General features: G+C 70.3%; 23 protein-coding genes, 3 tRNA genes and 1 pseudogene. 13 read left to right on the plus strand and 14 right to left on the minus strand.

Annotation, left to right across the window (positions count from 1 at the left end; all coding sequences use genetic code 11):
* Nucleotides 1–181: 181 nt before the first annotated feature.
* Nucleotides 182–670 carry an SSI family serine proteinase inhibitor gene (locus ACIRB1_RS22660; protein ID WP_403466727.1) on the minus strand — a complete coding sequence of 163 codons (489 nt, stop codon included), beginning with the start codon at nt 668–670 and terminating at the stop codon, nt 182–184.
* A gap of 169 nt (nt 671–839) precedes the next feature.
* Between ACIRB1_RS22660 and ACIRB1_RS22665 the strand changes: the two genes are divergently transcribed.
* The 4 genes from ACIRB1_RS22665 (at nt 840) to ACIRB1_RS22680 (ending at nt 1,943) form a co-directional block, all read left to right on the plus strand.
* Nucleotides 840–930, plus strand: a tRNA-Ser gene (locus ACIRB1_RS22665).
* Nucleotides 931–1,135: 205 nt separating this feature from the next.
* A tRNA-Arg gene (locus tag ACIRB1_RS22670) sits at nt 1,136–1,208 on the plus strand.
* Between the two features lie 267 nt (nt 1,209–1,475).
* Nucleotides 1,476–1,697: a hypothetical protein gene (locus tag ACIRB1_RS22675; RefSeq protein ID WP_352179764.1), complete on the plus strand. Its 222-nt coding sequence runs from the start codon at nt 1,476–1,478 to the stop codon at nt 1,695–1,697.
* Between the two features lie 78 nt (nt 1,698–1,775).
* Entirely contained in the window at nt 1,776–1,943 is a 168-nt protein-coding gene (locus tag ACIRB1_RS22680) for a hypothetical protein (RefSeq protein WP_352179763.1), read from the plus strand.
* A 565-nt stretch (nt 1,944–2,508) separates the two neighbouring features.
* Here ACIRB1_RS22680 and ACIRB1_RS22685 read toward each other — a convergent pair.
* Nucleotides 2,509–3,039 (minus strand): annotated as a pseudogene (locus ACIRB1_RS22685) (hypothetical protein); the annotation flags it as partial.
* 289 nt (nt 3,040–3,328) lie between these two features.
* Here ACIRB1_RS22685 and ACIRB1_RS22690 point away from each other — a divergent pair.
* The 8 genes from ACIRB1_RS22690 to ACIRB1_RS22725 all read left to right on the plus strand — a co-directional run bounded on the left by ACIRB1_RS22690 (nt 3,329) and on the right by ACIRB1_RS22725 (nt 14,209).
* Nucleotides 3,329–4,219: a DUF2797 domain-containing protein gene (locus ACIRB1_RS22690; protein ID WP_403466728.1), complete on the plus strand. Its 891-nt coding sequence runs from the start codon at nt 3,329–3,331 to the stop codon at nt 4,217–4,219.
* Between the two features lie 252 nt (nt 4,220–4,471).
* Entirely contained in the window at nt 4,472–5,350 is an 879-nt protein-coding gene (locus ACIRB1_RS22695) for an amidohydrolase family protein (RefSeq protein WP_403466729.1), read from the plus strand.
* Nucleotides 5,351–5,570: 220 nt separating this feature from the next.
* Nucleotides 5,571–6,311, plus strand: coding sequence for a response regulator transcription factor (locus tag ACIRB1_RS22700; RefSeq protein WP_328830306.1), 741 nt, complete (start codon nt 5,571–5,573; stop codon nt 6,309–6,311).
* The gene (locus ACIRB1_RS22705) at nt 6,308–7,942 is read left to right on the plus strand and encodes an ATP-binding protein (RefSeq protein ID WP_403466730.1); all 1,635 of its coding nucleotides are present in this window, start codon (nt 6,308–6,310) and stop codon (nt 7,940–7,942) included. Before ACIRB1_RS22700 ends, ACIRB1_RS22705 begins: the two co-directional genes overlap by 4 nt.
* Before the next feature lie 14 nt (nt 7,943–7,956).
* Nucleotides 7,957–9,450, plus strand: coding sequence for a glycosyltransferase (locus tag ACIRB1_RS22710; protein ID WP_403466731.1), 1,494 nt, complete (start codon nt 7,957–7,959; stop codon nt 9,448–9,450).
* On the plus strand, nt 9,447–11,696 hold the full coding sequence (locus ACIRB1_RS22715) for an ArnT family glycosyltransferase (protein WP_403466732.1): 2,250 nt from the start codon (nt 9,447–9,449) through the stop codon (nt 11,694–11,696). Before ACIRB1_RS22710 ends, ACIRB1_RS22715 begins: the two co-directional genes overlap by 4 nt.
* Nucleotides 11,697–11,828: 132 nt before the next feature.
* The gene (locus ACIRB1_RS22720; RefSeq protein ID WP_403466733.1) at nt 11,829–13,295 is read left to right on the plus strand and encodes an MFS transporter; all 1,467 of its coding nucleotides are present in this window, start codon (nt 11,829–11,831) and stop codon (nt 13,293–13,295) included.
* 143 nt (nt 13,296–13,438) lie between these two features.
* Nucleotides 13,439–14,209, plus strand: a complete 771-nt coding sequence (locus ACIRB1_RS22725; protein WP_352179754.1) for a TetR/AcrR family transcriptional regulator — start codon at nt 13,439–13,441, stop codon at nt 14,207–14,209.
* 72 nt (nt 14,210–14,281) lie between these two features.
* Here the strand turns inward: ACIRB1_RS22725 and ACIRB1_RS22730 are convergent, their stop codons facing one another.
* From ACIRB1_RS22730 to ACIRB1_RS22745, 4 genes are all read right to left on the minus strand, one after another.
* Nucleotides 14,282–14,749 (minus strand): PPOX class F420-dependent oxidoreductase, encoded by a 468-nt coding sequence (locus ACIRB1_RS22730; RefSeq protein WP_352179753.1) that lies wholly within the window; start codon nt 14,747–14,749, stop codon nt 14,282–14,284.
* A gap of 47 nt (nt 14,750–14,796) precedes the next feature.
* A complete protein-coding gene (locus ACIRB1_RS22735) occupies nt 14,797–15,618 on the minus strand; it encodes a YceI family protein (protein ID WP_403466734.1) in 822 nt (273 codons plus the stop codon).
* 102 nt (nt 15,619–15,720) lie between these two features.
* On the minus strand, nt 15,721–18,261 hold the full coding sequence (locus ACIRB1_RS22740; RefSeq protein WP_403466735.1) for an MFS transporter: 2,541 nt from the start codon (nt 18,259–18,261) through the stop codon (nt 15,721–15,723).
* Nucleotides 18,262–18,282: 21 nt separating this feature from the next.
* Entirely contained in the window at nt 18,283–18,807 is a 525-nt protein-coding gene (locus ACIRB1_RS22745) for a MarR family transcriptional regulator (RefSeq protein WP_352179750.1), read from the minus strand.
* 198 nt (nt 18,808–19,005) lie between these two features.
* On the opposite strand from ACIRB1_RS22745, the gene ACIRB1_RS22750 reads away from it, so the two are divergent.
* On the plus strand, nt 19,006–19,209 hold the full coding sequence (locus ACIRB1_RS22750) for a hypothetical protein (RefSeq protein WP_352179749.1): 204 nt from the start codon (nt 19,006–19,008) through the stop codon (nt 19,207–19,209).
* A gap of 78 nt (nt 19,210–19,287) precedes the next feature.
* On the opposite strand, the gene ACIRB1_RS22755 is transcribed toward ACIRB1_RS22750, so the two are convergent.
* The 8 genes from ACIRB1_RS22755 to ACIRB1_RS22790 form a co-directional block, all read right to left on the minus strand.
* The gene (locus ACIRB1_RS22755) at nt 19,288–19,980 is read right to left on the minus strand and encodes a hypothetical protein (RefSeq protein ID WP_403466736.1); all 693 of its coding nucleotides are present in this window, start codon (nt 19,978–19,980) and stop codon (nt 19,288–19,290) included.
* 50 nt (nt 19,981–20,030) lie between these two features.
* A complete protein-coding gene (locus ACIRB1_RS22760) occupies nt 20,031–20,921 on the minus strand; it encodes an RNA polymerase sigma factor SigF (protein ID WP_019073292.1) in 891 nt (296 codons plus the stop codon).
* Between the two features lie 286 nt (nt 20,922–21,207).
* Complete coding sequence (locus ACIRB1_RS22765) at nt 21,208–22,056, minus strand: RNA polymerase sigma factor SigF (protein ID WP_352179747.1); 849 nt, start codon at nt 22,054–22,056, stop codon at nt 21,208–21,210.
* Nucleotides 22,057–22,231: 175 nt separating this feature from the next.
* Nucleotides 22,232–22,525 (minus strand): Dabb family protein, encoded by a 294-nt coding sequence (locus ACIRB1_RS22770; protein ID WP_352179746.1) that lies wholly within the window; start codon nt 22,523–22,525, stop codon nt 22,232–22,234.
* Nucleotides 22,526–22,550: 25 nt separating this feature from the next.
* Nucleotides 22,551–22,727, minus strand: a complete 177-nt coding sequence (locus tag ACIRB1_RS22775) for a hypothetical protein (RefSeq protein WP_352179745.1) — start codon at nt 22,725–22,727, stop codon at nt 22,551–22,553.
* Between the two features lie 123 nt (nt 22,728–22,850).
* Nucleotides 22,851–22,935 (minus strand) — tRNA-Ser (locus ACIRB1_RS22780).
* A 66-nt stretch (nt 22,936–23,001) separates the two neighbouring features.
* A complete protein-coding gene (tadA, locus tag ACIRB1_RS22785; protein ID WP_352179744.1) occupies nt 23,002–23,433 on the minus strand; it encodes a tRNA adenosine(34) deaminase TadA in 432 nt (143 codons plus the stop codon).
* A 56-nt stretch (nt 23,434–23,489) separates the two neighbouring features.
* Complete coding sequence (locus ACIRB1_RS22790) at nt 23,490–24,023, minus strand: hypothetical protein (protein WP_352180089.1); 534 nt, start codon at nt 24,021–24,023, stop codon at nt 23,490–23,492.
* Nucleotides 24,024–24,237: the final 214 nt, after the last annotated feature.

The raw sequence follows: 24,237 nt of genomic DNA on the forward strand, positions 1-24,237 counted from the left end.
GACCGCGGAGGCCATCTTGCCAACCTGCCCGCGACGTGTCACGCGAGGGAGTCTAAGGGCAGTCGTCGTGCTCGCGGAGTGAGATGAGAGGGAGGTCGCACGGTGAAGTGACGTAGAACGTGTGACCGATCGTTGACCGGCCGCCGATCCGCGGCCTCTCCCGTACGCGGCTCCGGCGTCCTCAGTGGCCGGCGCCGAGGTCGGGCAGCAGCGGCACCATCGCGTTCCAGCGGGAGATCTCGCAGCCGTTGCCGCGGTCGTACGTCGTGTCGACCGGGCGGCCGGCCCAGGTGCCGGTGACATGGGCGGTGGCGGGGCCGCCGTAGATCATCGTGCACATGCTGTCCGGGGGGACCGGGGCGAAGGGGTCCTTTCCCCACTGGGTGTTGCGGCCGACGGCCTCGCAGGCGCCGGTCACGTCCGGGTGGGTGCCGCCGCCGGGGTGGCAGTACAGGTCGTGCGTGCCGTCGGCCGCGGTGCCCGTGTCCCGGACGGTGACGGTGAGGTGGTCGCCGCCGGAGCGGTCCTCGTCACGGACCGGTGGGGGCGCGAGGGTGCGGGGCGCCGCGGGGGCGGTCTGGGCGCGGGCGGTGGCGGACGGTGCGGCGAGCGAGCCGACGGTGGCGGCGGACGCGGCGGCGATCACGAGGAGACGCTTGACCTGCAACATGACCTGACTAACGCCCGCCGCCCCCGGACGTTGCGAACCCGGCCGCCGGCATCAACGGCTTTGCCCTGCGGGCGGCCTACCTAGTACCGTAGGAGCCGATTGGTGACAGCGCGCTCGTCTGTGTCATCATCTGCACGCACCACTCGCGCTCGCGCGGGGGGTTGATGCTGGAGGCGTCGCCTAGTCCGGTCTATGGCGCCGCACTGCTAATGCGGTTTGGGACGCAAATCCCATCGAGGGTTCAAATCCCTCCGCCTCCGCACCACACTCGAAGCCCCGGTCCACACGACCGGGGCTTCGGTCGTACCGGGGGCCGTCCTGGGGTCGCTCGGAGGCCGTTTCCGCAGCTCACAACGGGTATGGCTAACGGATTTCACATGGCGGCGGCAGTCATGTAATGTTCTTCCTGTCGCCGCGAGCGGGCCGGAAGGGCCGGGAGCGAGACAGAAAAACAAGAGAAAACAAGCACTCGTAGCTTAACGGATAGAGCATCTGACTACGGATCAGAAGGTTGCAGGTTCGAATCCTGCCGAGTGCACATCGACGAGAGGCCCCGGAGCGATCCGGGGCCTCTCGTGTGTGTCCTGGTCGCGTCCGGCCGCGTCCTGGTCGTGCCCCGGCGTCCGTTGTTTCGAAGGCGGGCCGCGGTTTTCGGGTGGTTCCGGGGCGGGTGCGGGAAGGGCCAGGTCAGGGGCGTGAGGGGTACGTCCGGGGCGGCGCGGTGGTTCCCGAGTGCCCGATCTGTGATGAACAAGCGATGCGGACGACCTCAGCGACTGGCGTGTCTAGGCCCATACTGGAGTCAATGACAAAGCCAGCTGCACCGAAGCGCTATTTGCCCACCAGTCCCTTCAAGGCCCCGGCCGCGGCGGCACCCAAGCAGTTCGCCGTCGGCGACCAGGTCACACACGACATGTACGGCCTCGGCCGGGTCATCGGCATCGAGGACGGAATCGCGGTGCTCGTCGACTTCGGGTCGGCCCAGGAGCGCATCCTGAGTCCGTACGCCAAGATGAGCAAGCTGTAGGACCGCCGTGCCCGGTCACGGCACACCAGGCCCCAGCGGCCTGAAACGAACGGGAGACCTCTCATCGACCTGACCTCGTTGTTCTCCGCCCCGGAAGGGGCGTCCCGCCACCCCAACGCGGGATCGCCCCCTCCGGCGACGAACCCCTTCCAGGCCCCGGACTTCGGGGAGGACGAGACCCTGCTGCTCGACGACGGGCAGACGGCCTTCTCGGACATGGACGAGGCGTATCGCAGGGCGGGCTAGTCACGGCGGCCCGGGCTTCCACGGCCACGGCGGGCCGGGTTCCATGGTCCTGACGAGCCGCGTTTCCACGGCCCCGCCAGACCGGACCCCAGACCCCGACGGGCCGCTCCACCATGCCCGGGCCCGAAGAAGCCCTGCCAGTCAGGGGTACGGGCTGCGCCGGTGACGACCGATTTGCACCCTTTCTTCCACTTTCCCCTGCCTTCCGCCGCATCCCCGCCCGCGATCTCCAGCGGGCCCGATCGGACGACGGCGGCACTTCGGCGATGCGCTGGGGGCTGATCCGGGGCAGGCCCGCCACCGTCGCATGGTCCACTTCAGGAATGGCCGATCACCGCCAATCGCACACCGACCGCTGGACGCGGTACTTCGTCGACCGGGGACACCAGGACGTCCGGCCGCTCGGCGTGGGGGTCGAGGGGGCCGTGTACCGACTCGGGGACGGGGTCGTCGGGAAGGTGTGGAGTGGCCGGCGGCCTGCGGGGGTGGGCCTCATGCGGCGGGTGTACGAGGACATCGCGCGGGACGCGGAGTCGTTGCCGTTCGGTACGCCGGAGATTAAGGCGGGGGACACGGGGGTCGGGAGGGCCGGGAGTTGGATTGTCGCGGTGTGTGGGGCCCTGGCGGCGAAGACGAACAGGCGCAGGACCAGGAAGCGGCCGATGCCGGCGAGGGCGGAGGCGCTGAGGTAGACGATCTGTTCGGTGAGCATGCCCGAGGAGGGCTGGAGGGTGTGCAGGACGAGTATCGCCGCGGACGTGGCCGCGTAGGCCGCCGTGGCGGAACCAGCCGACTGCCAGTGCTCGCGCAGGCCGGGACGGCGACCGGTGCCGAAGGTGAACAGGGCGTGCAGTTCGGTGCAGAGGACGGTCGAGACGATCGTGATCAGGGCGTTCGCCGCCACCCACGGCATCAGCGCGGCCAGCACTGGTACCGCCGCGCTGGACAGCACCCCGACCCCGCCGCCGCACACCACGAACCTGACGAACGACGCCAACGCACCTGGCGCGACCGTCTCCTCGGGCTTCTCCCCGATCGTCCCCGTGGTCTCCCCCGTGGTCGCCAGTCCCGGCTTCGGCGAGAGCAGCGACTTCATGGGATGTCCCTCCGTACGGCGGCCGTCCGGCCTGCGCCGACCCTCTTGACCGGCTGAGGTCAACGATGCCGTCGTACGGTTCCGCGCACGATGAAGCGGTCTCCCGAACCGTTGGTGGAGCGGGCTGTACCAACGGGGTCGGGTTTACCCCCCCCACGCGTAGGAGAAGGGCTCGACCACAACTCCTCGTCCCTGGGGCGGAGTTCCTCGAAGTGGTCGTGCGTCGGCACCGGTCGGTGAAACCGCAGGCTGAGGGCATTGTCAGTGGCGCCGTCTAATCTCGTGAGGGATGGCACAGACATGGAAGTGCTCGGGGCTGCGGTGGACGGCGGACGGTCCCGAGCTGAGGTGGGACGGCGGGCGCGGGAGCCCGTTGCCCCGGGGGAAGCGGGTGGCCTTCGCGGTCGCGGAAGGGGGCGGGCGGACATGTGTGGGGGCACGGGGGCACGCCTGTCCGGTGCGGGCGGCGGTGCCGGAGCGGAGTACGGGGGCGCGGTGCGAGGAGTGCGCGCGGCTGGACCGGGCGCACTCGGTGGCCGCCGACACCATCGCGGACGACCCGCGGCCGTACCACGTATATCTGGCCTGGTTCGGCCCCGGCCTGCTCAAGGTCGGCATCACCGCCGAAGAGCGGGGTTCCGCGCGGCTCCTTGAACAGGGCGCCGTCTGCTTCAGCTGGCTCGGCCTGGGCCCGCTGATGGCGGCCCGCCGCTCGGAGGAACTCCTGCGCGCCGCACTGCGGGTACCGGACCGGATTCCCTACGCCGAGAAGCGCGCCGTACGGTCCGCGTTGCCCGGGTCGGCGGCGGAGCGGGCGGCCGAGATCGCCGACCTGCACGTCCGCGCGGTCGCGCTGCGCGAATGGCCGGAGTCGCTGCGCCGCGAGCCGTATCGCCCCGTGGACCACGTCGAGGTGTTCGGCCTCGCGGGACTTCCGGCCGCGGTGGGTGAGGTGAGCGGGCTGGCCCCGGGCGGGGTGGTGAGCGGGGAGGTGGTGGCCGCCGCCGGGCCGGATCTTCACCTTGCCACCGAGCGGGGGGTGATCGTGCTGGACAGTCGGCTGATGACGGGGTGGGAGCTGATCCCTGCGGGTTCCTCCGGGGGTGACACGGGGGGATTCACCGTGCCGGTACGGGAGTTCAGGCGGGACGCGCCGGGGGTGCAGGAGGGGTTGTTCTGAGGGTGGGGGTGCGGTGGGGTGGGGCGCGGAAGCGGGCGCGCACACCGGAGACGCAACCGGAGCTATAACCGGACCCGTAGCCGGAGCCCCAACCGGACCCGTAGCCGGAGCGCAACCGGACTCCCAACCGGACCCGAACCCGTAGCCGCAACCGGAGCTAACTGGAGCCGAAACCCAAGCCGCACCCCGAACCGTAACCGCACCCATAACCAAAGCCCGGGTCCAAGCCGCAGTGGAAACAGGAGCACGCGTATGACCGAAGCCGTCGAAGTGAGCCGGTTCTGGCGGCGGTTGGGCCTTCCGGGGCTGATCGACGTGCACACCCACTTCATGCCCGAGCAGGTTCTGCGGAAGGTCTGGGCCTACTTCGACGCCCTCGGACCCGCGACCGGCGGAGCCCTGGAGTGGCCGATCACCTACCGGGACGCGGAGGCCGAACGGGTCGCGCGGATCAGGGAGTTCGGAGTACGCGCTTTCACCGCCATGCTCTACCCGCACAAGCCCGGCATGGCCCAGTGGCTGAACGGCTGGGCCGTGGACTTCGCCGCGCGGACGCCTGACTGTCTGCACACCTCGACTCTCTTCCCGGAGCCGGGAGTCGAGGGGTATGTCCGGCAGGCCCTCGACGACGGGGCGCGGGTGTTCAAGGCGCATGTGCAGGTGGGGGCGTACGACCCGGCCGATGAACTGCTGGACCCCGCCTGGGGGTTGCTCGCCGAGAGCGGGACGCCTGTCGTGATCCACTGTGGGTCGGGGCCCGCGCCCGGCAAGCACACCGGGCCCGAGCCGATCGCCCGGGTGCTGGCCAGGCACCCCCGGCTGCGGCTGGTGTTCGCGCACATGGGGATGCCGGAGTACGAGGACTTCCTGGACCTGGCCGAGCGGTACGGCGAGGTGCGGCTGGACACGACCATGACGTTCACGGACTTCAGCGAACGCCTCGCGCCCTTCCCGCCCCGCGCACTCCCCCGGCTGGCCGCGCTCGGCGACCGGGTCCTGCTCGGCACCGACTTCCCGAACATCCCCTATCCCTACCTGCACCAACTGCACGCCCTGGAGCGGCTGGACCTCGGTGACGACTGGCTGCGCGCGGTCTGCCACGACAACGCGGCGCGGCTGTTCGGACGGTGAGGAGCACCTGAGAGACCGGCCGGTACGGGAGATGCGTGGAGAAGGTGGAGGTATGGGGGAGGTGGAGGCCGGAGCGGGGAGGATGCATAGGTCCGTGACCATGGGATGAGCGCTGGGCAAGCGGTTCCAAGGCGTTCCCTGAGTGGTGGCTGTGTGTTTCTCAGGAAAATCACAGACTCCGGAAAGCGTGTTCTTAGGGGGCCCCGACAAGGTGTCCACCATGACCACGACCTCGCCCCAGGGGCGCACCGAACTGCTGAGGCCGGACGGGAGCCCCGTCCGAGTGCTTGTGGTGGACGACGAGCTGTCGATCACCGAGCTGCTGTCCATGGCCCTTCGATATGAGGGGTGGCAGATCCGCAGCGCGGGTGACGGGACCGGCGCGATCCAGACCGCGCGCGAGTTCCGGCCCGACGCCATCGTGCTGGACATGATGCTGCCCGACATGGACGGCCTCACCGTCCTCGGCCGGCTCCGTCGCGAGCTGCCGGATGTGCCCGTGCTGTTCCTGACGGCGAAGGACGCCGTCGAGGACCGTATCGCCGGGCTCACCGCCGGCGGTGACGACTACGTCACCAAACCCTTCAGCCTCGAAGAGGTCGTGGCCCGGCTGCGCGGGCTGATCCGCCGCTCCGGTGCGGCCGACCGCCGCTCGGACTCCGTGCTGGTCGTGGGTGACCTCACTCTCGACGAGGACAGCCACGAGGTGTCGCGGGCCGGCGAGGGCATCCACCTCACGGCGACCGAGTTCGAGCTGCTGCGCTTCCTGATGCGCAATCCCCGGCGGGTCCTCAGCAAGGCGCAGATCCTCGACCGTGTGTGGTCGTACGACTTCGGTGGGCAGGCCAATGTGGTCGAGCTCTATATCTCGTATCTGCGGCGCAAGATCGACGCCGGCCGTGAACCGATGATCCACACCCGGCGTGGGGCCGGTTACCTGATCAAGCCCGCCGCGTCATGAGCGGACGACGACGGCCGCGTGCGCAGAAGAAACGAGCGGGCAAGCCGCGCACCCTGCGGACCCGGCTCGTCGTCGCGTCCGTGACGCTGATCGCGGTGGTGTGCGCGGTGATCGGCACCGTGACGACACTGGCACTGCGATCGCATCTGTACGGCCAGCTGGACGGCCAGCTGAACGAGTCGGCCTCGCGTGCGTCCGGTTCGTTCGGCCCGCCCGGCGCCCAGCAGCTCAAGGGCGGCCTCGGCGCGCCGGACGGGAAGGCGGATGCGGACACGCAGGCCCGTTCGACCTCCCTGACGGACTTCGTCACCAGGGGCCCGCAGCCCCAGGGCACGATCATCGCGAAGGTCGAGAACGGCTCCATCACCGACGCCCGCCGCGGTGTGAAGCAGACGAGCGACCTGCAAATGACGCCGAAGAAGCTCAGCAGTGCCCAGCTCGCCGCGCTCGGCTCCGTCCCCCAGGACGGCAAACAGCACACCGTGGACATCCCGGGTGTGGGCGACTTCCGCGTCGAGTACAAGAGCGGGGCCAACGGCAACTACTACGTCGCCGTCCCGACCTCCGAGGTCGACAACACCATCAACACCCTGGTCCTCGTCGAACTCAGCGTCACCGCCGCCGGCCTGGTGGCCGCGGGCATCGCGGGCTACGTCCTCGTCGGCGTCGCCACCCGCCCCCTGCGCCGGGTGGCCGCCACCGCCACCCGGGTCTCCGAGCTCCCCCTGCACACCGGCGAAGTCACCCTCAACGAACGCGTCCCCGAGTCCGAGACCGACCCGCACACCGAGGTCGGCCAGGTCGGCGCCGCGCTCAACCGCATGCTCGACCACGTCCACGGCGCCCTGCACGCCCGCCAGCAGAGCGAGATGCGGGTACGGCAGTTCGTCGCCGACGCCAGCCATGAGCTGCGGACGCCCCTCGCGTCGATCCGCGGGTACGCCGAGCTGACCCGGCGCGGCCGGGAGCAGACCGGCCCGGACACCAAGCACGCGCTCGGCCGGATCGAGTCCGAAGCGGGCCGTATGACCCTGCTCGTGGAGGACTTGCTGCTCCTCGCGCGGCTGGACGCGGGCAGACCGCTCCAGTTCGACCAGACCGACCTCATCCCGCTGGTCGTGGACACCATCAGCGATTCGCGCGCGGCCGGCATGGACCACAACTGGCGGCTCGACCTGCCCGACGAACCGGCCCTCGTGTCGGCGGACGCGGCCCGTGTCCAGCAGGTGCTGATCAACCTGCTGGGCAACGCCCGCAAGCACACCCCGCCCGGTACGACGATCACCGCCCGCGTGCAGCGGCGCGGGCCGTGGATGTGCGTGGACGTCGAGGACAACGGCCAGGGCATCCCGCCCGATCTGCTGCCGCATGTCTTCGAGCGGTTCGCGCGCGGCGACTCGGCGCGCTCCCGCTCCACGGGATCGACCGGGCTGGGCCTCGCCATCGTGCAGGCGGTCGCGACCGCACACGGCGGCGCGGTCACCGTGGACAGCGTTCCCGGACGCACGGTGTTCACCGTGCATCTGCCCGCGCTTGCACCGGCTGTGCCCGTGCCCGCCCCCGAAACGAATTGGCAATCGCACTCACAGGCACAGCACAGTGCCACCACATGGGTGCAACAGGGCGCTTGAGGAGAGTCGGTTCCATGCGAACCGACACTTCTCCCGGCACCCTGCCGGCGCGGGAGCACCTCCCGGCCGGAGACGCCGGTACGCCTGTCCTGGACGTAGTGATCCCCGTCTACAACGAGGAGAAGGACCTCCAGCCATGCGTGCTCAGACTGCACGAGCACCTCAAGCGCACGTTCCCGTACGCGTTCCGCATCACCATCGCGGACAACGCGTCGATCGACACCACCCCCCAGGTGGCGGCGCGGCTGGAGTCGGAGATCCCGGAGGTGATCTCCTTCCGGCTGGAGCAGAAGGGGCGCGGTCGTGCGCTGCGCACCGTCTGGTCCGCCTCGGACGCCCCGATCCTCGCCTACATGGACGTCGACCTCTCGACCGACCTCAACGCGCTGCTGCCCCTGGTGGCACCGCTGATCTCCGGTCACTCCGACCTGGCGATCGGTTCCCGGCTGGCCCGCTCGTCGCGTGTCGTGCGTGGCGCCAAGCGCGAGTTCATCAGCCGGACCTACAACCTGATCCTGCGTGGCTCGTTGCAGGCCCGTTTCTCGGACGCCCAGTGCGGGTTCAAGGCGATCCGGCGTGATGTGGCCCAGGCGCTGCTGCCGCTCGTCGAGGACACCGGCTGGTTCTTCGACACCGAGATGCTGGTGCTCGCCGAGCGCGCCGGACTCCGTATCCACGAGGTGCCGGTCGACTGGGTCGACGACCCGGACTCGACCGTCCATATCGTGAAGACGGCGACCGAGGACCTGAAGGGAGTGTGGCGGGTGGGCAAGGCCCTGGCCTCCGGTTCGCTGCCGCTCGACCGTGTCACGCGTCCCTTCGGCGACGACCCGCGCGACCGCGACATCCAGGACGTGCCCAAGGGGCTGGCCCGCCAGCTCGTCGGGTTCTGCGTGGTCGGCGGTCTCTCCACCCTCTTCTACCTGGTGCTCTACAGCCTCTTCCGGCAGTTCGGCGGCTCCCAGCTCGCCAACGCGCTCGCCCTGCTGGTCTCGGCGGTCGCCAACACCGCCGCGAACCGCCGGCTGACCTTCGGGGTCCGCGGCCGGGGCGGCGCCGTCCGCCACCAGGCGCAGGGCCTGGTCGTCTTCGCCATCGGCCTCGCGCTCACCAGCGGCTCCCTCGCCGCGCTGAACGCGGCCAGCAGCAACCCGGCGCACTCCACCGAACTCGCGGTCCTGGTGGCCGCCAACCTCGCCGCGACCGTGCTGCGCTTCCTGCTCTTCCGCGCCTGGGTGTTCCCGGACCGCGGCGACGGCACCGAGGAACCGCCGCTCGCGGCCCTCAACTCCCCTTCCTCGCCGACGTATTCGACGGCACCGCAGTCGCCGCAGTACCCCGGTTCCTACGCCCCTCTGCCGCAGCGCCAGCCCCAGCAGACGGCGTACGACACCGCCTCCACCACCCAGTTCCGCGCCGGTGAAGCCGCGGACGGCACCTGGAGGGACGCGACGATGCGGTTGCAGCCGGTGCGTCCCCACGACACCGATCCGAGGAACTCCCGATGACCACCGACACCGATCAGACGACCTATCCGGGAGGAGGCAGCCCCTCGTCCTGGGGGCCGGCCACCGGTGACGGCGACACCGGAAGAGACACGGCCGCGGCCGGACCGGGCGTCGGCGCGCACACACCGGCCCCCGGAGCCGGTGAGCCGAAGCAGCCGCTCGGCCGCCGGCTGTGGCGCGGCCGGCCCGAGGACCCGCGCTGGGCCCGCCCCGCGTTCTGGGGCATGCTGCTGGCCACGGGCCTGCTCTACCTCTACAACCTGAGCGCGTCCGGCTACTCCAACTCCTTCTACTCGGCGGCGGTTCAGGCCGGCAGCAAGAGCTGGAAGGCGTTCCTGTTCGGTTCGCTGGACGCGGGCAACGCGATCACCGTGGACAAGCCCTCGGCGTTCCTGTGGCCGATGGAGATCTCGGTCCGCGTCTTCGGCCTCAACTCCTGGGCGATCCTGGTCCCCGAGGTCCTCATGGGCGTCGGCACGGTCGCGGTCGTCTACGCGGCGGTACGGCGCCGGCACAGCCCCCAGGCCGGTCTGATCGCGGGCGCCGTGCTGGCGCTCACCCCGGTCGCCGCGCTGATGTTCCGCTTCAACAACCCCGACGCCGCACTGGCGTTGCTCATGGCAGCCGCCTGCTACCTCGTCGTCCGGGCCCTGGAGGACGGCCGTACGAAGTGGCTGGTCTGGGCCGGAGTGGCGATCGGCTTCGCGTTTCTCTCCAAGACCCTTCAGGCCTTCCTGATCCTCCCGCCGCTCGCGATCGTCTACGCGGTCTGCGCGCCGGTGAGCGTGAAGAAGAGGTTCGCCCAACTGGGCCTGGCCACCGGTGCGTTGGTCGTCGCGGCCGGCTGGTGGGTGGCGCTCGTCGAGCTGTGGCCGGCGTCCTCGCGCCCCTACATCGGCGGCTCCCAGAACAACAGCTTCCTCGAACTGACCTTCGGCTACAACGGGTTCGGCCGCCTCAGCGGCGACGAGACCGGCAGCGTCGGCGGCGGAGGCGGCGGCACGGGCACCGGCATGTGGGGTGCCACCGGCTGGAACCGCATGTTCAACGACGAGATCGGCAGCCAGATCTCCTGGCTGCTGCCCGCCGCGCTGATCCTCCTGGTCGCGAGCCTGGTGGCCACACGCAAGCTCAACCGCACGTCGGTCAGGCGCAGTTCGATGCTCGTGTGGGGCGGCTCGCTGGTGACGACCCTGGTCGTCTTCAGCTACATGGCCGGCATCTTCCACCAGTACTACACGATCGCGCTGGCCCCCTACATCGCCGCCGTGATCGGCATCGGCGCGGGTTCCCTCTGGGAGCGGCGCGGCGAGATCTGGGCGTCGATCACCCTCGCGGCGGCGGTGGTCGCGGCCGGCGTGTGGGGTTACGTCCTCCTCAACCGCACCCCCGACTACCTGCCCTGGCTGAAGTGGCTGGTCCTCATCGGCTCCCTCGCCGGTGCGCTCGGCCTGATCTTCGTGGCGAAGATCGGCCGCCAACTCGCCCTCGCGGCGGTCGGCTTGAGCATCGTGGCGGGCCTGGCGGGCCCCACGGCGTACACGCTCTCCACGGTCGACTCCGCCCACACCGGCTCGATTCCGACGGCCGGTCCGGCGGGCGCGAGCATGATGGGCGGCGGCGGTCCGGGTGGCGGCGGCCGAGGCGGCTTCGGCGGCGGCAACCGCACCGGCGGCACGGGCACCATGCCCGGCCAGCAGGGCGGCGGCACGACCCAGAACCAGGGCGGCGGCTTCCCCGGCGGCGGCACGATGCCCGGCGGTGGCACGGGTGGCGGCACCGGCACCATGCCCGGCGGCGGCACCGGCACCCAGCGGCAGGGCGGCGGCTTCGGCGGCCAGACGGGCGGCGACGGCGCCATGGGCGGCGGTGGCGTCGGCGGGCTGCTCAACGGCGCGACGGTCACCTCGGCGGCCAAGAAGCTGCTCCAGACGGACGCGGGCAAGTACACCTGGGTCGCCGCGTCCATCGGCTCCCAGAACGCCGCGAGCTACCAACTCGCCACCGGTGACCCGGTGATGGCGATCGGCGGCTTCAACGGCACCGACCCGTCGCCGACGCTGGCCCAGTTCAAGAAGTACGTGGCGGACGGCAGGATCCACTACTTCATCTCGGGCGGCACCGGCATGGGCGGCAGCAGCACCGGCACGTCCTCGCAGATCTCCTCGTGGGTCGAGAAGAACTACAAGAAGGTGACGGTCGGTTCGGCCACCTTCTACGACCTGACGCAGAAGACGAGCGGTTGAGCGGAGCGGCCGGGTCGAGCTGACGACGACCGGCCGACCCGAGAGGGGCGGTGACCACCAGGTCACCGCCCCTCTTCATGCCGGCCGCAACTCTGTTGTACGCCGTACAGGAACTGTTCTACGGTGTACAACATGCCGACCTCGCCAGGCCTGCACGGCCACCCTCAGCGCTGGATCGTCCTCGGGGTCATCTGCCTCGCCCAGCTCACCGTGCTGCTCGACAACACCGTGCTGAACGTGGCGATCCCCTCGCTCACCCGCGAACTCGACGCGAGCACCGCGGACATCCAGTGGATGATCAACGCGTACTCGCTGGTGCAGTCCGGCCTCCTCCTCACCGCGGGCAGCGCGGCCGACCGGTACGGCCGCAAGAAGATGCTGATCGCGGGGCTCGTCCTGTTCGGCACGGGTTCGCTGATCGCCGGACTCGCCCAGTCCACCGGGCAGTTGATCGCCGCCCGGGCCGGTATGGGAGTCGGCGGGGCGCTCCTCATCACGACCACCCTCGCCGTGGTGATGCAGATCTTCACCCCCGAGGAACAGCCACGCGCGATCGGCATCTGGGCCGCGGTCAACGCCCTCGGCTTCGCGACGGGTCCGCTCCTCGGCGGCTTCATGCTGAACCACTTCTGGTGGGGCGCGATCTTCCTGATCAACCTGCCGGTCGCGGCGCTGGCGCTGGTGGCCGCGGCAGCCCTGGTCCCCGAGTCCAAGAACCCTCGCGGCGACCGCCCCGACCTCCTGGGCGCCCTGCTCTCCACGGTCGGCATGGCGGCGCTGGTCTACGCGATCATCTCCGGCCCGGCGCACGGCTGGACGTCGGGCCGGGTGCTGCTGACGGCGGCGGTCGCGGTGGTCGTCCTGGGTGCCTTCGCGTACTGGGAGAACCGTGTCCCGTACCCCATGCTCGACCTCGACTTCTTCCGCGACCGCCGGTTCACGGGCGCGGTGACCGGGGTCGTCCTGATCACCTTCGGTATGGCCGGCTCGCTGTTCCTCCTCACCCAGCACCTCCAATTCGTCCTGGGCTACGGCCCGTTGGAGGCGGGTGTGCGTACGGCGCCGCTCGCGCTGGCGATCGTCGCGCTCAACTTCTCGGGGCTGGCGGCGAAGTGGACGGCGAGGCTCGGCGCTCCGCTCGCCATCGGGCTGGGCATGGTGCTGATGTCGGCGGGGCTGGTGTCGATCGCGGTGCTCGCGGCGGGGGGTTACGCGGGGACGCTGTCGGGGCTGCTGCTGATCGGAGCGGGGGCGGCGTTGGCGAATCCGGCGATGGCTCACGCGATCATGAGTGCGATTCCTCCGGAGAAGGCCGGGGTGGGGGCCGGGGTCAACGGCACGTTGGGGGAGTTCGGGAACGGGTTGGGGGTCGCGGTGCTGGGCGCGGTGCTGAGTTCTCGGTTCGCGGCGGTGTCACTGCCGGTGGGGTTGGCGGCGGCCACGTCCGCGGAGGAGAAGCAGCGGGTGACCGATTCCTTCTCCGCCGGTCTGGAGGCGAGTCAACTGGTCGGCGCCGTCGCAGTGTTGACCGGGGGGTTGCTCGCGGCGGCGTTGTTGTGGCGGGCGGAGCGGGCAGACTCGGAGTTGGTGGTCGCCTAGGAGCGCGGGTGGCTGGGTGCGTGGACGGTCGGCCGTGCGTTGTGGCTGGTCGCGCCCACGTTGGGCAGCCGCACCCGGCACAGCCCGCGCCCCTGAGGGGCCGCCTACAGTGGCCGGGATGGAGAGTTCGAGGAGGGTGCGGCATGGCCAAGACAACCCCGTCGTCCGGGCGTTCCGAGCGCATCAGCGTCTGGCTGAACCGCAAGGCGCCTCGAAGCGGGCGGGGTGGGGGACAACCGGGGCTGGACCGCACCCGGATCACCGAGGTCACCGTGCGGCTGCTGGACGCGGAGGGTCTGGCCAGGTTCTCCATGCGGAGGCTGGCGGCCGAGCTGAACGTGACGGCGATGTCGGTCTACTGGTACGTGGACAGCAAGGACGACCTCCTCGAACTCGCCCTGGACGCCGTCTTCGGGGAGCTGCGGCTGCCCGATCCGGCGGCCGAGGGTGAGGACTGGCGTGAGCAGCTGCGCATGCTGGCGACGGAGTACCGGGCCCTGCTGGTACGGCACGCCTGGCTGTCGCCGCTGGCCGGGACGTTCCTGAACATCGGCCCGAACTCGCTGTCGTTCTCCCGCGTCGTCCAGCGGGTGGTCCGCCGCACCGGCCTGCCGGACCACGGGCTGACCGGTGCGATCGTCGCGGTCTTCCAGTTCGTGTACGGCTACGGCACGATCGAGGGCCACTTCTTCGCCCGCGTCGCCGACACCGGCATGACCCCCGACGACTACTTCCGCCACGCCATGACCACGGTGACCGAGGCCCCCACCGCCGCCGAGGTCCTCGCCGAATCCCGCCAGCTCATGGCGGCCCGGGGCGGCGACACGGTCGCGGAGATGATGGACCGGGACTTCACCTTCGCCCTGGACCTGCTGGTGGCGGGGATCGAGGCGATGGTCGAGCGGGAGAAATAGCCCGTCCGGCGTTTGAGGACGAGGCCCCTTCAGGGCCGACGGGGGTCTGGGGGCGGAGCCCCCGGCACCACCTCAGCCCTCGACGAGCCGCGCCGGAAAACCGCCGGTGGCAACGGGCCCCCACCGCTCGGGAGTGACCCGCACGATCGACTTCCCCTGCTTCACCATCGCCGCGCGGTACTCGTCCCAGTCCGGATGCTCCCCGGAGATGTTCCGGAAGTACTCGACGAGGGGTTCCACGGAGTCGGGGGAGTCGATGACCTCGGCCGTGCCGTCGATCTGGACCCACGGCCCGTTCCACTCGTCGCTCAGGATGATCAGGCTGACTCGCGGATCACGCTTCGCGTTGCGGGTCTTGGCCCGCTCGGGGTACGTGGAGACGACGATCCGCCCGGAGTCGTCGACCCCGCAGGTCAGCGGCGACCCCTGCGGGCTGCCGTCCGCCCGCCGGGTCAGCAGGATCGCCCGGTGCCGGGGCCGTACGAAGTCCAGCAGATCGTCCAGGGACACAGAGGTGTTGCTCGCGATGTTCGGTGCCATACGGATCAGCCTAGGCGCAGCCGGCCCCCGGACGCCCGCTCGGCCCCTCATTCCTGGGGCAACGACTCCCCCTGCACGGCCTGGACGTCCAGCTCGATCTTGAGCGTCGTACCGATCGCCGCGATCCCCGCCTGGACGACCTGGTTGTAGTTCATGGCGAAGTCCTCGCGGTGCAGCTCCGTGGTCGCGCGGAACGCGGCCCGCGTGCCGCCCCAGGGGTCGGCCCCGGTGCCGAGGTAGGCGAGGTCGAGGGCGACCGGCCGTACGACACCGTGGAGGGTCAGCTCGCCGGAGACCGTCCAGCGGTCGGAACCGGCCGGGGCGAGACCCGTGGAGCGGTAGGTGATCTCCGGGAAGCGGGCCACGTCCAGGAAGTCCGCCGAGCGCAGGTGGTCGTCGCGCATGCCGTTGCCGGTGTCGATGGACGCGGCCCGGATGACCGCCTCCACCCGGGACTTGGCGATGTCGTCCGGCGCGATCTCGACGGCGGCGGCGAAGTCGGTGAACCGGCCGCGCACGCTGGAGATCCCCAGGTGCTGCGCGACCGCGCCGACCGTGGAGTGGGCGGGGTCGACGGTCCACGGCCCGGGCGGCGGCAGCTCCGTACCGCCCTGCCGGGCCAGCGTCACCGTGCCGACCTCGGCCCGCCCGCTCGCGGTGACGATCGCGGTGGCGGCGGCGGGCGCGTATCCGACGGCCGTCACGATCACGGTGTACGGCCCGGGCGCCAGCGGGTTCACGTCCCGCACCGCCCCCTCCACGTCCGCCTCGGCCCGCAGCACCTGCGCCCCGGTCATGTCGGTCACCGTGACGACCGCGTGCGACACGGCCCATCCGTCCCGGGTACGGATCTTCGCGGTCAGTCCCATGTCCCTCTAACTCCTTGCCGTACAGCCGAGATTCGGCGGAAATGAAACCGGCCCGCGGAACGCGCCCCCGCTCGGGACGAGTTCCGCGGGCCGGGGTGTCACCTACTCGCCGGGGTGGGCGAGTTCGATGTCATGGCCGTCGGCTCCCCTGCCGTCGACCGTGAGGGCGGTCGCGACCGGCGGGTAGCCCGTCGCGATCACCGTGTAGTCGCCGCCGCTGAGGTCCGTGAAGGCGTACGCCCCGTCCGGACCGGTGGTGGCGGTGCCGACCACGTTGCCCGCCGCGTCCACGAGGGTCACGCGGGCGTCGGCCAGGGGGCCGTGCGGGGCGCGGACCACGCCCTGGACCTGGGCGCCGGAGTCGAGGTCGATCTCGACCCGGGTGACGCCGGTGCCGCCGACCTCGACGGGCAGGGCGCGCGGCCGGTATCCGGCGGCGTTCACCGCGACGGTCACGGCACCCGGCACCAGCTCGGCGAAGACGAACTCGCCCTGCTCACCGGTGGTTCCGGTGGAGAGCAGGTCACCGCGGACATCGGTCACGATGACCATCGCGTCCTTGACGGGCAGGCCCGTCTCGGCCGCGCGGACGAGTCCGTTGAGGCCGCTGGTGCCGCTCAGGAGCACGTCGTAGGAGACCGGCTCGTGGCTGTTGACGACGACCGTGGACGCCTGCGGCTGGAAGCCGTCGGCGGAGGCGATCAGGACGTACGAGCCCACGCTCGGCGCGTCCAGCGCGTAGGAGCCGTCCGCCTGCGTGACCGAGCGGCCCAACTGGCGTCCCCCGAGGGAGATCAGGGTGACGGCGGCCTGCGGGACGGGTGCGCTCTCGGCGCCCCGGATGTGGCCGCGGACGGGGATTGCGCCCGACACGGGACCGGACGCGGGGTCGGATGCGGTCACGGGTGCGCTCTCCTCACTGGCCGTCGTGGCCACGGCGGCGAGCTGCCGCGTGGCGTCGTGGCCGGTCGGCTGGTCGGCGGCGGACCGGCTCGGGATGTTCTCCCCGGCCGGCTCGGACGCCTGTGCGGGGGAGTCCTCCGTGGCCGCCTGCGCCAGTGCTCCCTTGGTCCGCAGCGGGACCTCCTTGATGAAGAGCGTGACAAGGAAGGCGATCAGCGCCATCGGCGCGGCGATCAGGAAGACGTCCGCGATGCCGTGGCCGTACGCGCTCTCCATCACCGTACGCAGCGGTCCGGGCAGGCTGTTCATGTCCGGGATGCTGCTGCTGGAGCTCGAACCGGCCGCCGCTGCCGCGTACTTGGGGTCGAGGGTGGCGATGCCGTCCTTGGCGTAGTCGGTGATCCGGGTGGCCATGACCGCACCGAGGGCGGAGACACCGACCGCACCGCCGAGGGAGCGGAAGAACGTCACCGTGGAGCTCGCCGAGCCGAGGTCGGACGGCGCCACCTGGTTCTGCGTGGACAGCACCAGGTTCTGCATCATCATGCCGACGCCGAGGCCGAGCAGAGCCATGAAGATCGCGACGTGCCAGTAGGGCGTGTCGTAGCGGATCGTGCCGAGCAGTCCCAGGCCCGCGGTCAGCAGGACGCCGCCGGTGAGCAGCCAGACCTTCCACTTGCCGGTCTTGGTGATGAACTGGCCGGAGACCGTCGACGCGACGAACAGACCGCCGATCATCGGAATGGTCATCACGCCCGACATCGTCGGGGACTTGTCGCGGGCCAGCTGGAAGTACTGGCTGAAGAAGACCGTGCCGGTGAACATCGCGACACCGACGAAGAGCGAGGCGAGGGAGGAGAGGGTGATCGTGCGGTTGCGGAACAGCCGCAGCGGGATGATCGGCTCCGCGGCCTTGGACTCGACGAGCACGAACAGCAGTCCGAGGGCGATCGACCCGCCGACCATGGTGTACGTCTGCCACGACAGCCAGTCGTACTTGTCTCCGGCGAAGGTGACCCAGACCAGCAGCAGCGAGACCGCGGCGGAGATGAAGAACGCGCCGCCCCAGTCGACCTTCACGTCCCGCTTCACGGTGGGCAGGTGCAGGGTCTTCTGGAGCACGATCAGCGCGACGATCGCGAACGGCACACCGACGTAGAAGCACCAGCGCCAGCCGAGCCACGAGGTGTCGGTGATGACACCGCCGAGCAGCGGGCCGCCGACGGTGGCGACGGCGAAGGTCGCGCCGAGGTAGCCGGAGTAACGGCCGCGCTCGCGCGGGGAGATCATCGCCGCCATGACGATCTGCGCCAGGGCGGACAGACCGCCGACGCCGATGCCCTGGAAGACACGGCAGGCGATCAGCATGCCGGCGTTCTGGGAGAGACCGGCGGCGGCGGAGCCCAGGACGTAGATGACCAGGGCTATCTGTACGAGCGCCTTCTTGCTGTACAGGTCGGAGAGCTTGCCCCACAGGGGGGTGGTGGCGGTCATGGCCAGCAGGGAGGCCGTGACGACCCAGGTGTAGGCGGACTGGCCGCCGCCCAGGTCGCCGATGATGTGCGGCAGGGCGTTGGTGACGATCGTCGACGACAGGATCGCCACGAACATGCCGAGCAGCAGCCCGGAGAGCGCCTCCATGATCTGCCGGTGTGTCATCGGTGCGCCGTCGGGGGCCGCGGGGGATCCCCCTCCGTGCTTGGCGTGAGCCCGCACACCGGCTGGTGTGGTCGTTGCCATGGGCTTCCTTTTCTTCCGTGCTTATGCGGGTGTACGGGTGGTGTGTTCGAGTTCGTGGTGGGGGGAGTGGGGGGTGTCGGCCACGACGGGAGGGCGGGTGGGCGGCGGCTGTGCGGTACGGCAGTCGTCGAAACTCGCCCGCAGCCGGGCCATCAGCTGGATCAGCCGGCCGACCTCCTCGTCGCTCCAGTCGTTCAGCCGGTCGGCGAGCAGCTCGGCGGTGCGCCGGGACAGTTCGTCCACCTGGGCCTGGCCGTCGGGGGTGAGGCGCAGGATGCGGGAGCGCTTGTCGGCGGGGTCGGGGGACCGTTCGGTCCAGCCCCGGTCGACGACGTGCGCGACATGGCGGCTGGTCACGGACATGTCGACGGAGAGCAGCTCCGCGAGCTTGCTCATGCGCATGTCGCCGTATCGGTCGAGCAGGGTCAGTACGGCCGCGGAGCCGGCGGGACAGCCGGACGGCATGATCCGCCCCAACTCCCTGCGTACGGCGCCGAAGGCACTGAACTGACGCATCAGCTCCTCGTACTGCGTCCGCTCGGCCATCACACCTCCCAGGTTCAGTTGCTTAGGGCAACCATAAGAGCGTAAGAGAGGTTGGTTGCTACAGGCAAATAAAACGGCCGGGTGTGACATAAAAAGTTGGCAAAGGCAAGCATTTCTGAACGTAAACCCGCAGGTGGCGAAGGCTGTCCGAGGCCCCGCACTTGGGTGTCACCCGGGGATTCGCTAGTGTCTCGGCCCATGGCAAACACCCAGGGCCCCGAGGGCAACTACGACCCCGCCGGCAGCACCCAGATGTTCCGTGCCTTCGTCGACGAGACTCCGCAGGACAGCCGCCAGCAGGCCGCGCCGACCGCCTCGGCCGGACCCCGCGTCGGCCTGATCGTCGGCGTCGTCGTCGCCGTGCTCGTCGTGGCGGCGGTGGCCTACCTGGCCTTCATGTAACACCGGACGCCTGGTCCCGGCGGTGGTCTGCCGGGCCGGCTCCGACGGGAACCGGTGGACCGACGACCCGCGCTCCCCCTAGTGCCACTCCACGGACACGTCCCGCGTCTCGATGTGCATCCCCAACGGCACCCGCCACGCGTCCACGCACACCCTCCAGGTGCCGTTCTCGCGCGCGCCCGCCGCGATGGGGGCGGGGAGTCGCTCGGTGGCCGGGATCGTCGCCCAGTCGATCCCCAGCGCCCCGATGATGTGCGTCCCCAGCGTCACCGTGCCCGAACGCACCGCCGTGCCGCCGGAGTTGTGGAAGCCCAGGGTCACGTCCTCGCACCAGCGTTTGTCCGTGGCCTTGCGGGCGGGGGTGCCCCAGGTGAGGGCGGCGGGGGTCCGGGGTGCCGGTGTGCGGGAAGCCGTCGTGGGGACGGGAGTTGAGGTCGAAGGCAGTGAAGGCACTTTGCCGCCGCCGGACTTGGCGGCCGGGGGTGGTGACGAGGGCCCCGGGGTGGATGTCGGCGCCGTGGCGGATGTCGGTGCCGGTGTGGTCACCGGGCTCGAAGTGCCGCTTGCCGTGGGGGACTTCGGGGTGCCGTCCAGCGGGACCAGGGTGACGCTCCCGGTCGGGCGCACCGCCGTGACCGACGGCCGGGGCGGGCCGACCGCCACATAGCCGTCGCCGGTGTTTCCGCACGCGGTCAGCGTCGCGCAGACGACGGCCGCCGACGCGCCCACCAGGGCGCCTCGGCGGCCAGTTGTCCATGTCGAACGAAGCATCGCGCCATGGTGGCTGACACTCCGTCAAATAGGAACCCTCGGTGCCGGGTTCAGTCGGAGATGAGGCCCTCGCGCAGGGTGGACAGGGTGCGCGTGAGGAGCCGGGAGACGTGCATCTGGGAGATGCCGACCTCCTCGCCGATCTGCGACTGGGTCATGTTGGCGAAGAAGCGCAGCATGATGATCCGGCGCTCGCGGGGCGGCAGCTTGGCGAGCAGCGGCTTCAGCGACTCGCGGTACTCCACGCCTTCCAGGGCCGTGTCCTCGTAGCCGAGGCGGTCCGCCAGCGAGCCCTCGCCGCCGTCGTCCTCGGGGGCCGGGGAGTCGAGCGAGGACGCCGTGTACGCGTTGCCGACCGCGAGGCCGTCGACGACGTCCTCCTCGGAAACGCCCAGCACGGCGGCGAGTTCGGGGACGGTCGGCGACCGGTCCAGCTTCTGGGAGAGCTCGTCGCTGGCCTTCGTGAGGGCCAGCCGCAGCTCCTGGAGGCGGCGCGGGACGCGCACCGACCACGACGTGTCGCGGAAGAAGCGCTTGATCTCGCCCACGACGGTCGGCATCGCGAAGGTCGGGAACTCCACCCCGCGTTCGCAGTCGAACCGGTCGATCGCCTTGATCAGGCCGATGGTGCCGACCTGGACGATGTCCTCCATCGGCTCGTTGCGGGAGCGGAAGCGCGCGGCGGCGTACCGGACCAGCGGGAGGTTCAGCTCGATGAGGGTGTCCCGCACGTAACCACGCTCGGGGCTGTTCTCGTCGAGTGCGGCGAGCCGCAGGAAGAGGGAGCGGGACAGGGTGCGGGTGTCGATGGCTCCCGTGGTCGGGAGGGCCGGGGCCGGTACGGCGGGTACGGCCTCCAGGACCGTAACGGCGTCGAGTGCGGGCTCAGCCTCGCTCTTGGTGAGCGTGAGCACCTTCGAGCTGCCCTGGTCTGCGGACATGCCACCCCCTTTGGGTCGCGGGACGGTCGCGGCGATCGCCCCCGTCGGGGGAGCGGTGCCTTCACCTGAATACCGGAGCCGGGGCCACGGCAAACGCGCTTCCCGCAGAATGTCACATGTCGGCAACACGCTGTAGTGACATGTCGACATGTCTGTGACGAATCAGCCCTGGAAAACAGGGGTCTGACGGTTTTTCAGCGCAGAACTGCCGGGAAATGGCCGTCTGGGCGATTCGTTCGTACCGGTGACAGCTCGCTCGGGCTTTCGAACCCGTCCCGAAGTGGCGTTACGCCTCGATGCGGTTGGCGGAGCGGAGCCGCTGGAAGCTGCGCGCGAGGAGCCGGGAGACATGCATCTGGGAGACGCCAAGCTCCGCGCTGATCTGAGACTGGGTGAGGTTGCTGTAGTAGCGCAGCAGGAGGATCCGCTGCTCCCGCTCGGGGAGCTGGACCAGGAGGTGGCGGACCAGGTCGCGGTGTTCCACGCCGTCCAGGGCCGGGTCCTCGTAGCCGAGCCGGTCGAGCAGCCCGGGCAGCCCGTCGCCCTCCTGGGCGGCCTCCAGCGAGGTCGCGTGGTACGACCGTCCGGCCTCGATGCAGGACAGCACCTCGTCCTCGGCGATGCGCAGCCGCTCGGCGATCTCGGCGGTGGTGGGGGTACGCCCGAAGGCGGTCGTCAGATCCTCGGTCGCGGCGTTGACCTGCACCCACAACTCGTGGAGCCGGCGCGGGACATGGACCGTGCGGACGTTGTCGCGGAAGTACCGCTTGATCTCGCCGACGACGGTCGGCATCGCGAACGTCGGGAACTGCACGCCCCGGTCCGGGTCGAAGCGGTCGATGGCGTTGATCAGCCCGATGGTGCCGACCTGGACGACGTCCTCCATCGGCTCGTTGCGGGAGCGGAAACGGGCGGCCGCGTAGCGCACGAGCGGGAGATTCGCCTCGATGAGCGCCCCGCGCACGCGGTTGTGCTCCGGCGTGCCCGGCTGGAGTCCCTTGAGCTGGCCGAACAGCACCTGGGTGAGGGCCCGGGTGTCGGCGCCGCGGCTGCGGGGCGGAGCGGTCGGCGCCGGGGTCTGGGCGGGCGCCTCTTCCTGGGGCGGCGCTGTACTGGCCGACACGGTCAACGCCACACCTCTTCAATAGGTCAACTCATCCGTCAAAAGCGGTCATAGCATCACAAGACATGTGCACTGTGTGCAAGCACCGCCTAATACCGTGTTACGCCGTGTTGCGCAACAAAAACCCCCTGCCGTGACGGCAAGGGGCTGTGTGGAGGCGGCCCTTCGAGGGCTTCCGGAGGTGTGCTCAGAACGCGTAGTCGGCGACGACCCAGGTGGCGAACTCGCGCCACAGGGCGACGCCCGCCTGGTGCGCGGGGTGCTCGATGTACCGCTTCAGGGCGTCGGGGTCCTCGACCGCCGAGTTGATGGCGAAGTCGTAGGCGATGGGGCGGTCGCTGATGTTCCAGCCCAGCTCCCAGAAGCGCAGGTCGTCGATCAGGTCGCCGAGCGGGCGGAAGGCCTCGACGCCCGCCACCACCCGCGGGTCGTCGCGCTCGACGCCCTCGTTGAGCTTGAAGAGGACGAGGTGGCGGATCATCTGCGGGCTCCTGGTGGGTAGTTGGCTACTTCGCCCCGTCGGCCAGCCAGGTCATGAAGTCGCCGACGGCCTTCGCGGCGTCCGATATGCCCTCGAAGCCTATCTGGACGTAGTCGGCCGCCTTGGACGGGTCCGTGATGATCACGTACAGCGCGAAGACCACGAGCAAATAGACGGCGATCTTCTTCGCGTTCACCGCCATCGCGGCCTCCCCTGTGAATCCGTGCCCGTGGGCCCCCTGTTGCCGGCGGTGAGTGTAACCTTCACGGCCCCCGAATGGATCAACGCACGAAGGGCCCCGTCTTTCGACGGGGCCCTTCAGAAGCGGTAGCGGAGGGATTTGAACCCTCGGTGACTTGCGCCACACTCGCTTTCGAGGCGAGCTCCTTCGGCCGCTCGGACACGCTACCGAGAGAGACCTTACAACAAGGTGGGGCGTGGTTTGAAATCGGTATCGGGGCCCGCCGTCGGCGCCCCTACCGGTCGCGGAAGAACTCCGTGAGCAGGAGCGCGCATTCGTCCGCGAGGACGTCCCCGATCACCTCGGGGCGGTGGTTGAGCCGCCGGTCCCGGACCACGTCGAAGAGCGAGCCGGCGGCGCCCGCCTTCTCGTCGCGGGCGCCGTAGACCACCCGGTCCACCCGGGACTGCACCAGCGCGCCCGCGCACATCGTGCAGGGTTCGAGGGTGACGACGAGGGTGCAGCCGGACAGTCGCCACTCCCCCAGGAGAGCGGCGGCCCGCCGGAGCGCGAGGACCTCGGCGTGTGCCGTCGGATCGCCGGTGGCCTCGCGTTCGTTGTGCCCGGTGGCGAGCACGGTCGTACCGTCCGGGGACAGCACGACCGCGCCGACCGGGACGTCACCGCCCCGTGCGGCCGCTCCGGCCTCGTCCAGGGCGAGCCGCATGGCGGCCCGCCAGGGGTCGCGTACCGGGTCCGGAGTCCCTTCTGTGCGTGCTGTGGTCAGCGGACGGTCTCCAGGACCTCCGAGGCCCCCAGGGCCTCGGCGATGGAGTTGAGCGCGTCGTCGGCGTCGAGGAGCCGCAACTCCTTCTCGCCGACGCCCAGATCGTCCAGGATCTGGCTGTCACCGACGGGGCTGTGCGGAACGGCCTCGGCCGAGGTGCCGTCCTCGTCGTCGTCCTCCTCGGTGTCACCGTCCTCGGTGCCGTCGAGGTCGAGCGCGTCCAGGTCGACGACGTCGTCGGCGTCCGGATCCCGTCCGAGCAGCTCGTCGGTGAGCAGGATCTCGCCGTACGAGCTGCGTGCGGCGGCAGCTGCGTCCGAGACGTAGATCCGAGGGTCGTCCTCGCCGTCGATGCGGACGACGCCGAACCAGGCGTCCTCCTGCTCGATGAGCACCAGCACCGTGTCGTCCTCGGGCGAGGCTTCACGGGCCAGTTCGGCCAGATCCGACAGGCTCTCGACATCGTCGAGCTCTGTGTCGCTCGCTTCCCACCCGTCTTCGGTGCGCGCGAGCAGTGCGGCGAAGTACACCGTGACTCTCCCACTGGTCATAGGTGTGCCGGTTGGGGGTCCCCCCGGCGGAGGCTGCGGGCGGGGAGAGCTCGTGCTCCGAGCCCCACCCACTCGGAATCGTGGCAGAAACAAGGCGATCAGGGGACGTCTTCGGCTCCCTGTGTCCGCCCGTTTTGATCGACCACCAGCGGGATCGTACGCGGCGATCGCCTTGCACGCGCACTCGGTTGGC

Origin of the sequence: Streptomyces sp. NPDC096013 (assembly GCF_044763565.1) — a bacterium.
GTDB lineage: Bacteria > Actinomycetota > Actinomycetes > Streptomycetales > Streptomycetaceae > Streptomyces.

Coding starts and splice junctions, on each gene's coding strand:
- ACIRB1_RS22660 (WP_403466727.1), bottom strand. CDS start 670: ATGTTGCAGGTCAAGCGTCTCCTCGTGATCGCCGCCGCGTCCGCCGCC.
- ACIRB1_RS22675 (WP_352179764.1), top strand. CDS start 1,476: ATGACAAAGCCAGCTGCACCGAAGCGCTATTTGCCCACCAGTCCCTTC.
- ACIRB1_RS22690 (WP_403466728.1), top strand. CDS start 3,329: ATGGCACAGACATGGAAGTGCTCGGGGCTGCGGTGGACGGCGGACGGT.
- ACIRB1_RS22695 (WP_403466729.1), top strand. CDS start 4,472: ATGACCGAAGCCGTCGAAGTGAGCCGGTTCTGGCGGCGGTTGGGCCTT.
- ACIRB1_RS22700 (WP_328830306.1), top strand. CDS start 5,571: ATGACCACGACCTCGCCCCAGGGGCGCACCGAACTGCTGAGGCCGGAC.
- ACIRB1_RS22705 (WP_403466730.1), top strand. CDS start 6,308: ATGAGCGGACGACGACGGCCGCGTGCGCAGAAGAAACGAGCGGGCAAG.
- ACIRB1_RS22710 (WP_403466731.1), top strand. CDS start 7,957: ATGCGAACCGACACTTCTCCCGGCACCCTGCCGGCGCGGGAGCACCTC.
- ACIRB1_RS22715 (WP_403466732.1), top strand. CDS start 9,447: ATGACCACCGACACCGATCAGACGACCTATCCGGGAGGAGGCAGCCCC.
- ACIRB1_RS22720 (WP_403466733.1), top strand. CDS start 11,829: ATGCCGACCTCGCCAGGCCTGCACGGCCACCCTCAGCGCTGGATCGTC.
- ACIRB1_RS22725 (WP_352179754.1), top strand. CDS start 13,439: ATGGCCAAGACAACCCCGTCGTCCGGGCGTTCCGAGCGCATCAGCGTC.
- ACIRB1_RS22730 (WP_352179753.1), bottom strand. CDS start 14,749: ATGGCACCGAACATCGCGAGCAACACCTCTGTGTCCCTGGACGATCTG.
- ACIRB1_RS22735 (WP_403466734.1), bottom strand. CDS start 15,618: ATGGGACTGACCGCGAAGATCCGTACCCGGGACGGATGGGCCGTGTCG.
- ACIRB1_RS22740 (WP_403466735.1), bottom strand. CDS start 18,261: ATGGCAACGACCACACCAGCCGGTGTGCGGGCTCACGCCAAGCACGGA.
- ACIRB1_RS22745 (WP_352179750.1), bottom strand. CDS start 18,807: ATGGCCGAGCGGACGCAGTACGAGGAGCTGATGCGTCAGTTCAGTGCC.
- ACIRB1_RS22750 (WP_352179749.1), top strand. CDS start 19,006: ATGGCAAACACCCAGGGCCCCGAGGGCAACTACGACCCCGCCGGCAGC.
- ACIRB1_RS22755 (WP_403466736.1), bottom strand. CDS start 19,980: ATGCTTCGTTCGACATGGACAACTGGCCGCCGAGGCGCCCTGGTGGGC.
- ACIRB1_RS22760 (WP_019073292.1), bottom strand. CDS start 20,921: ATGTCCGCAGACCAGGGCAGCTCGAAGGTGCTCACGCTCACCAAGAGC.
- ACIRB1_RS22770 (WP_352179746.1), bottom strand. CDS start 22,525: ATGATCCGCCACCTCGTCCTCTTCAAGCTCAACGAGGGCGTCGAGCGC.
- ACIRB1_RS22775 (WP_352179745.1), bottom strand. CDS start 22,727: ATGGCGGTGAACGCGAAGAAGATCGCCGTCTATTTGCTCGTGGTCTTC.
- tadA (WP_352179744.1), bottom strand. CDS start 23,433: ATGCGGCTCGCCCTGGACGAGGCCGGAGCGGCCGCACGGGGCGGTGAC.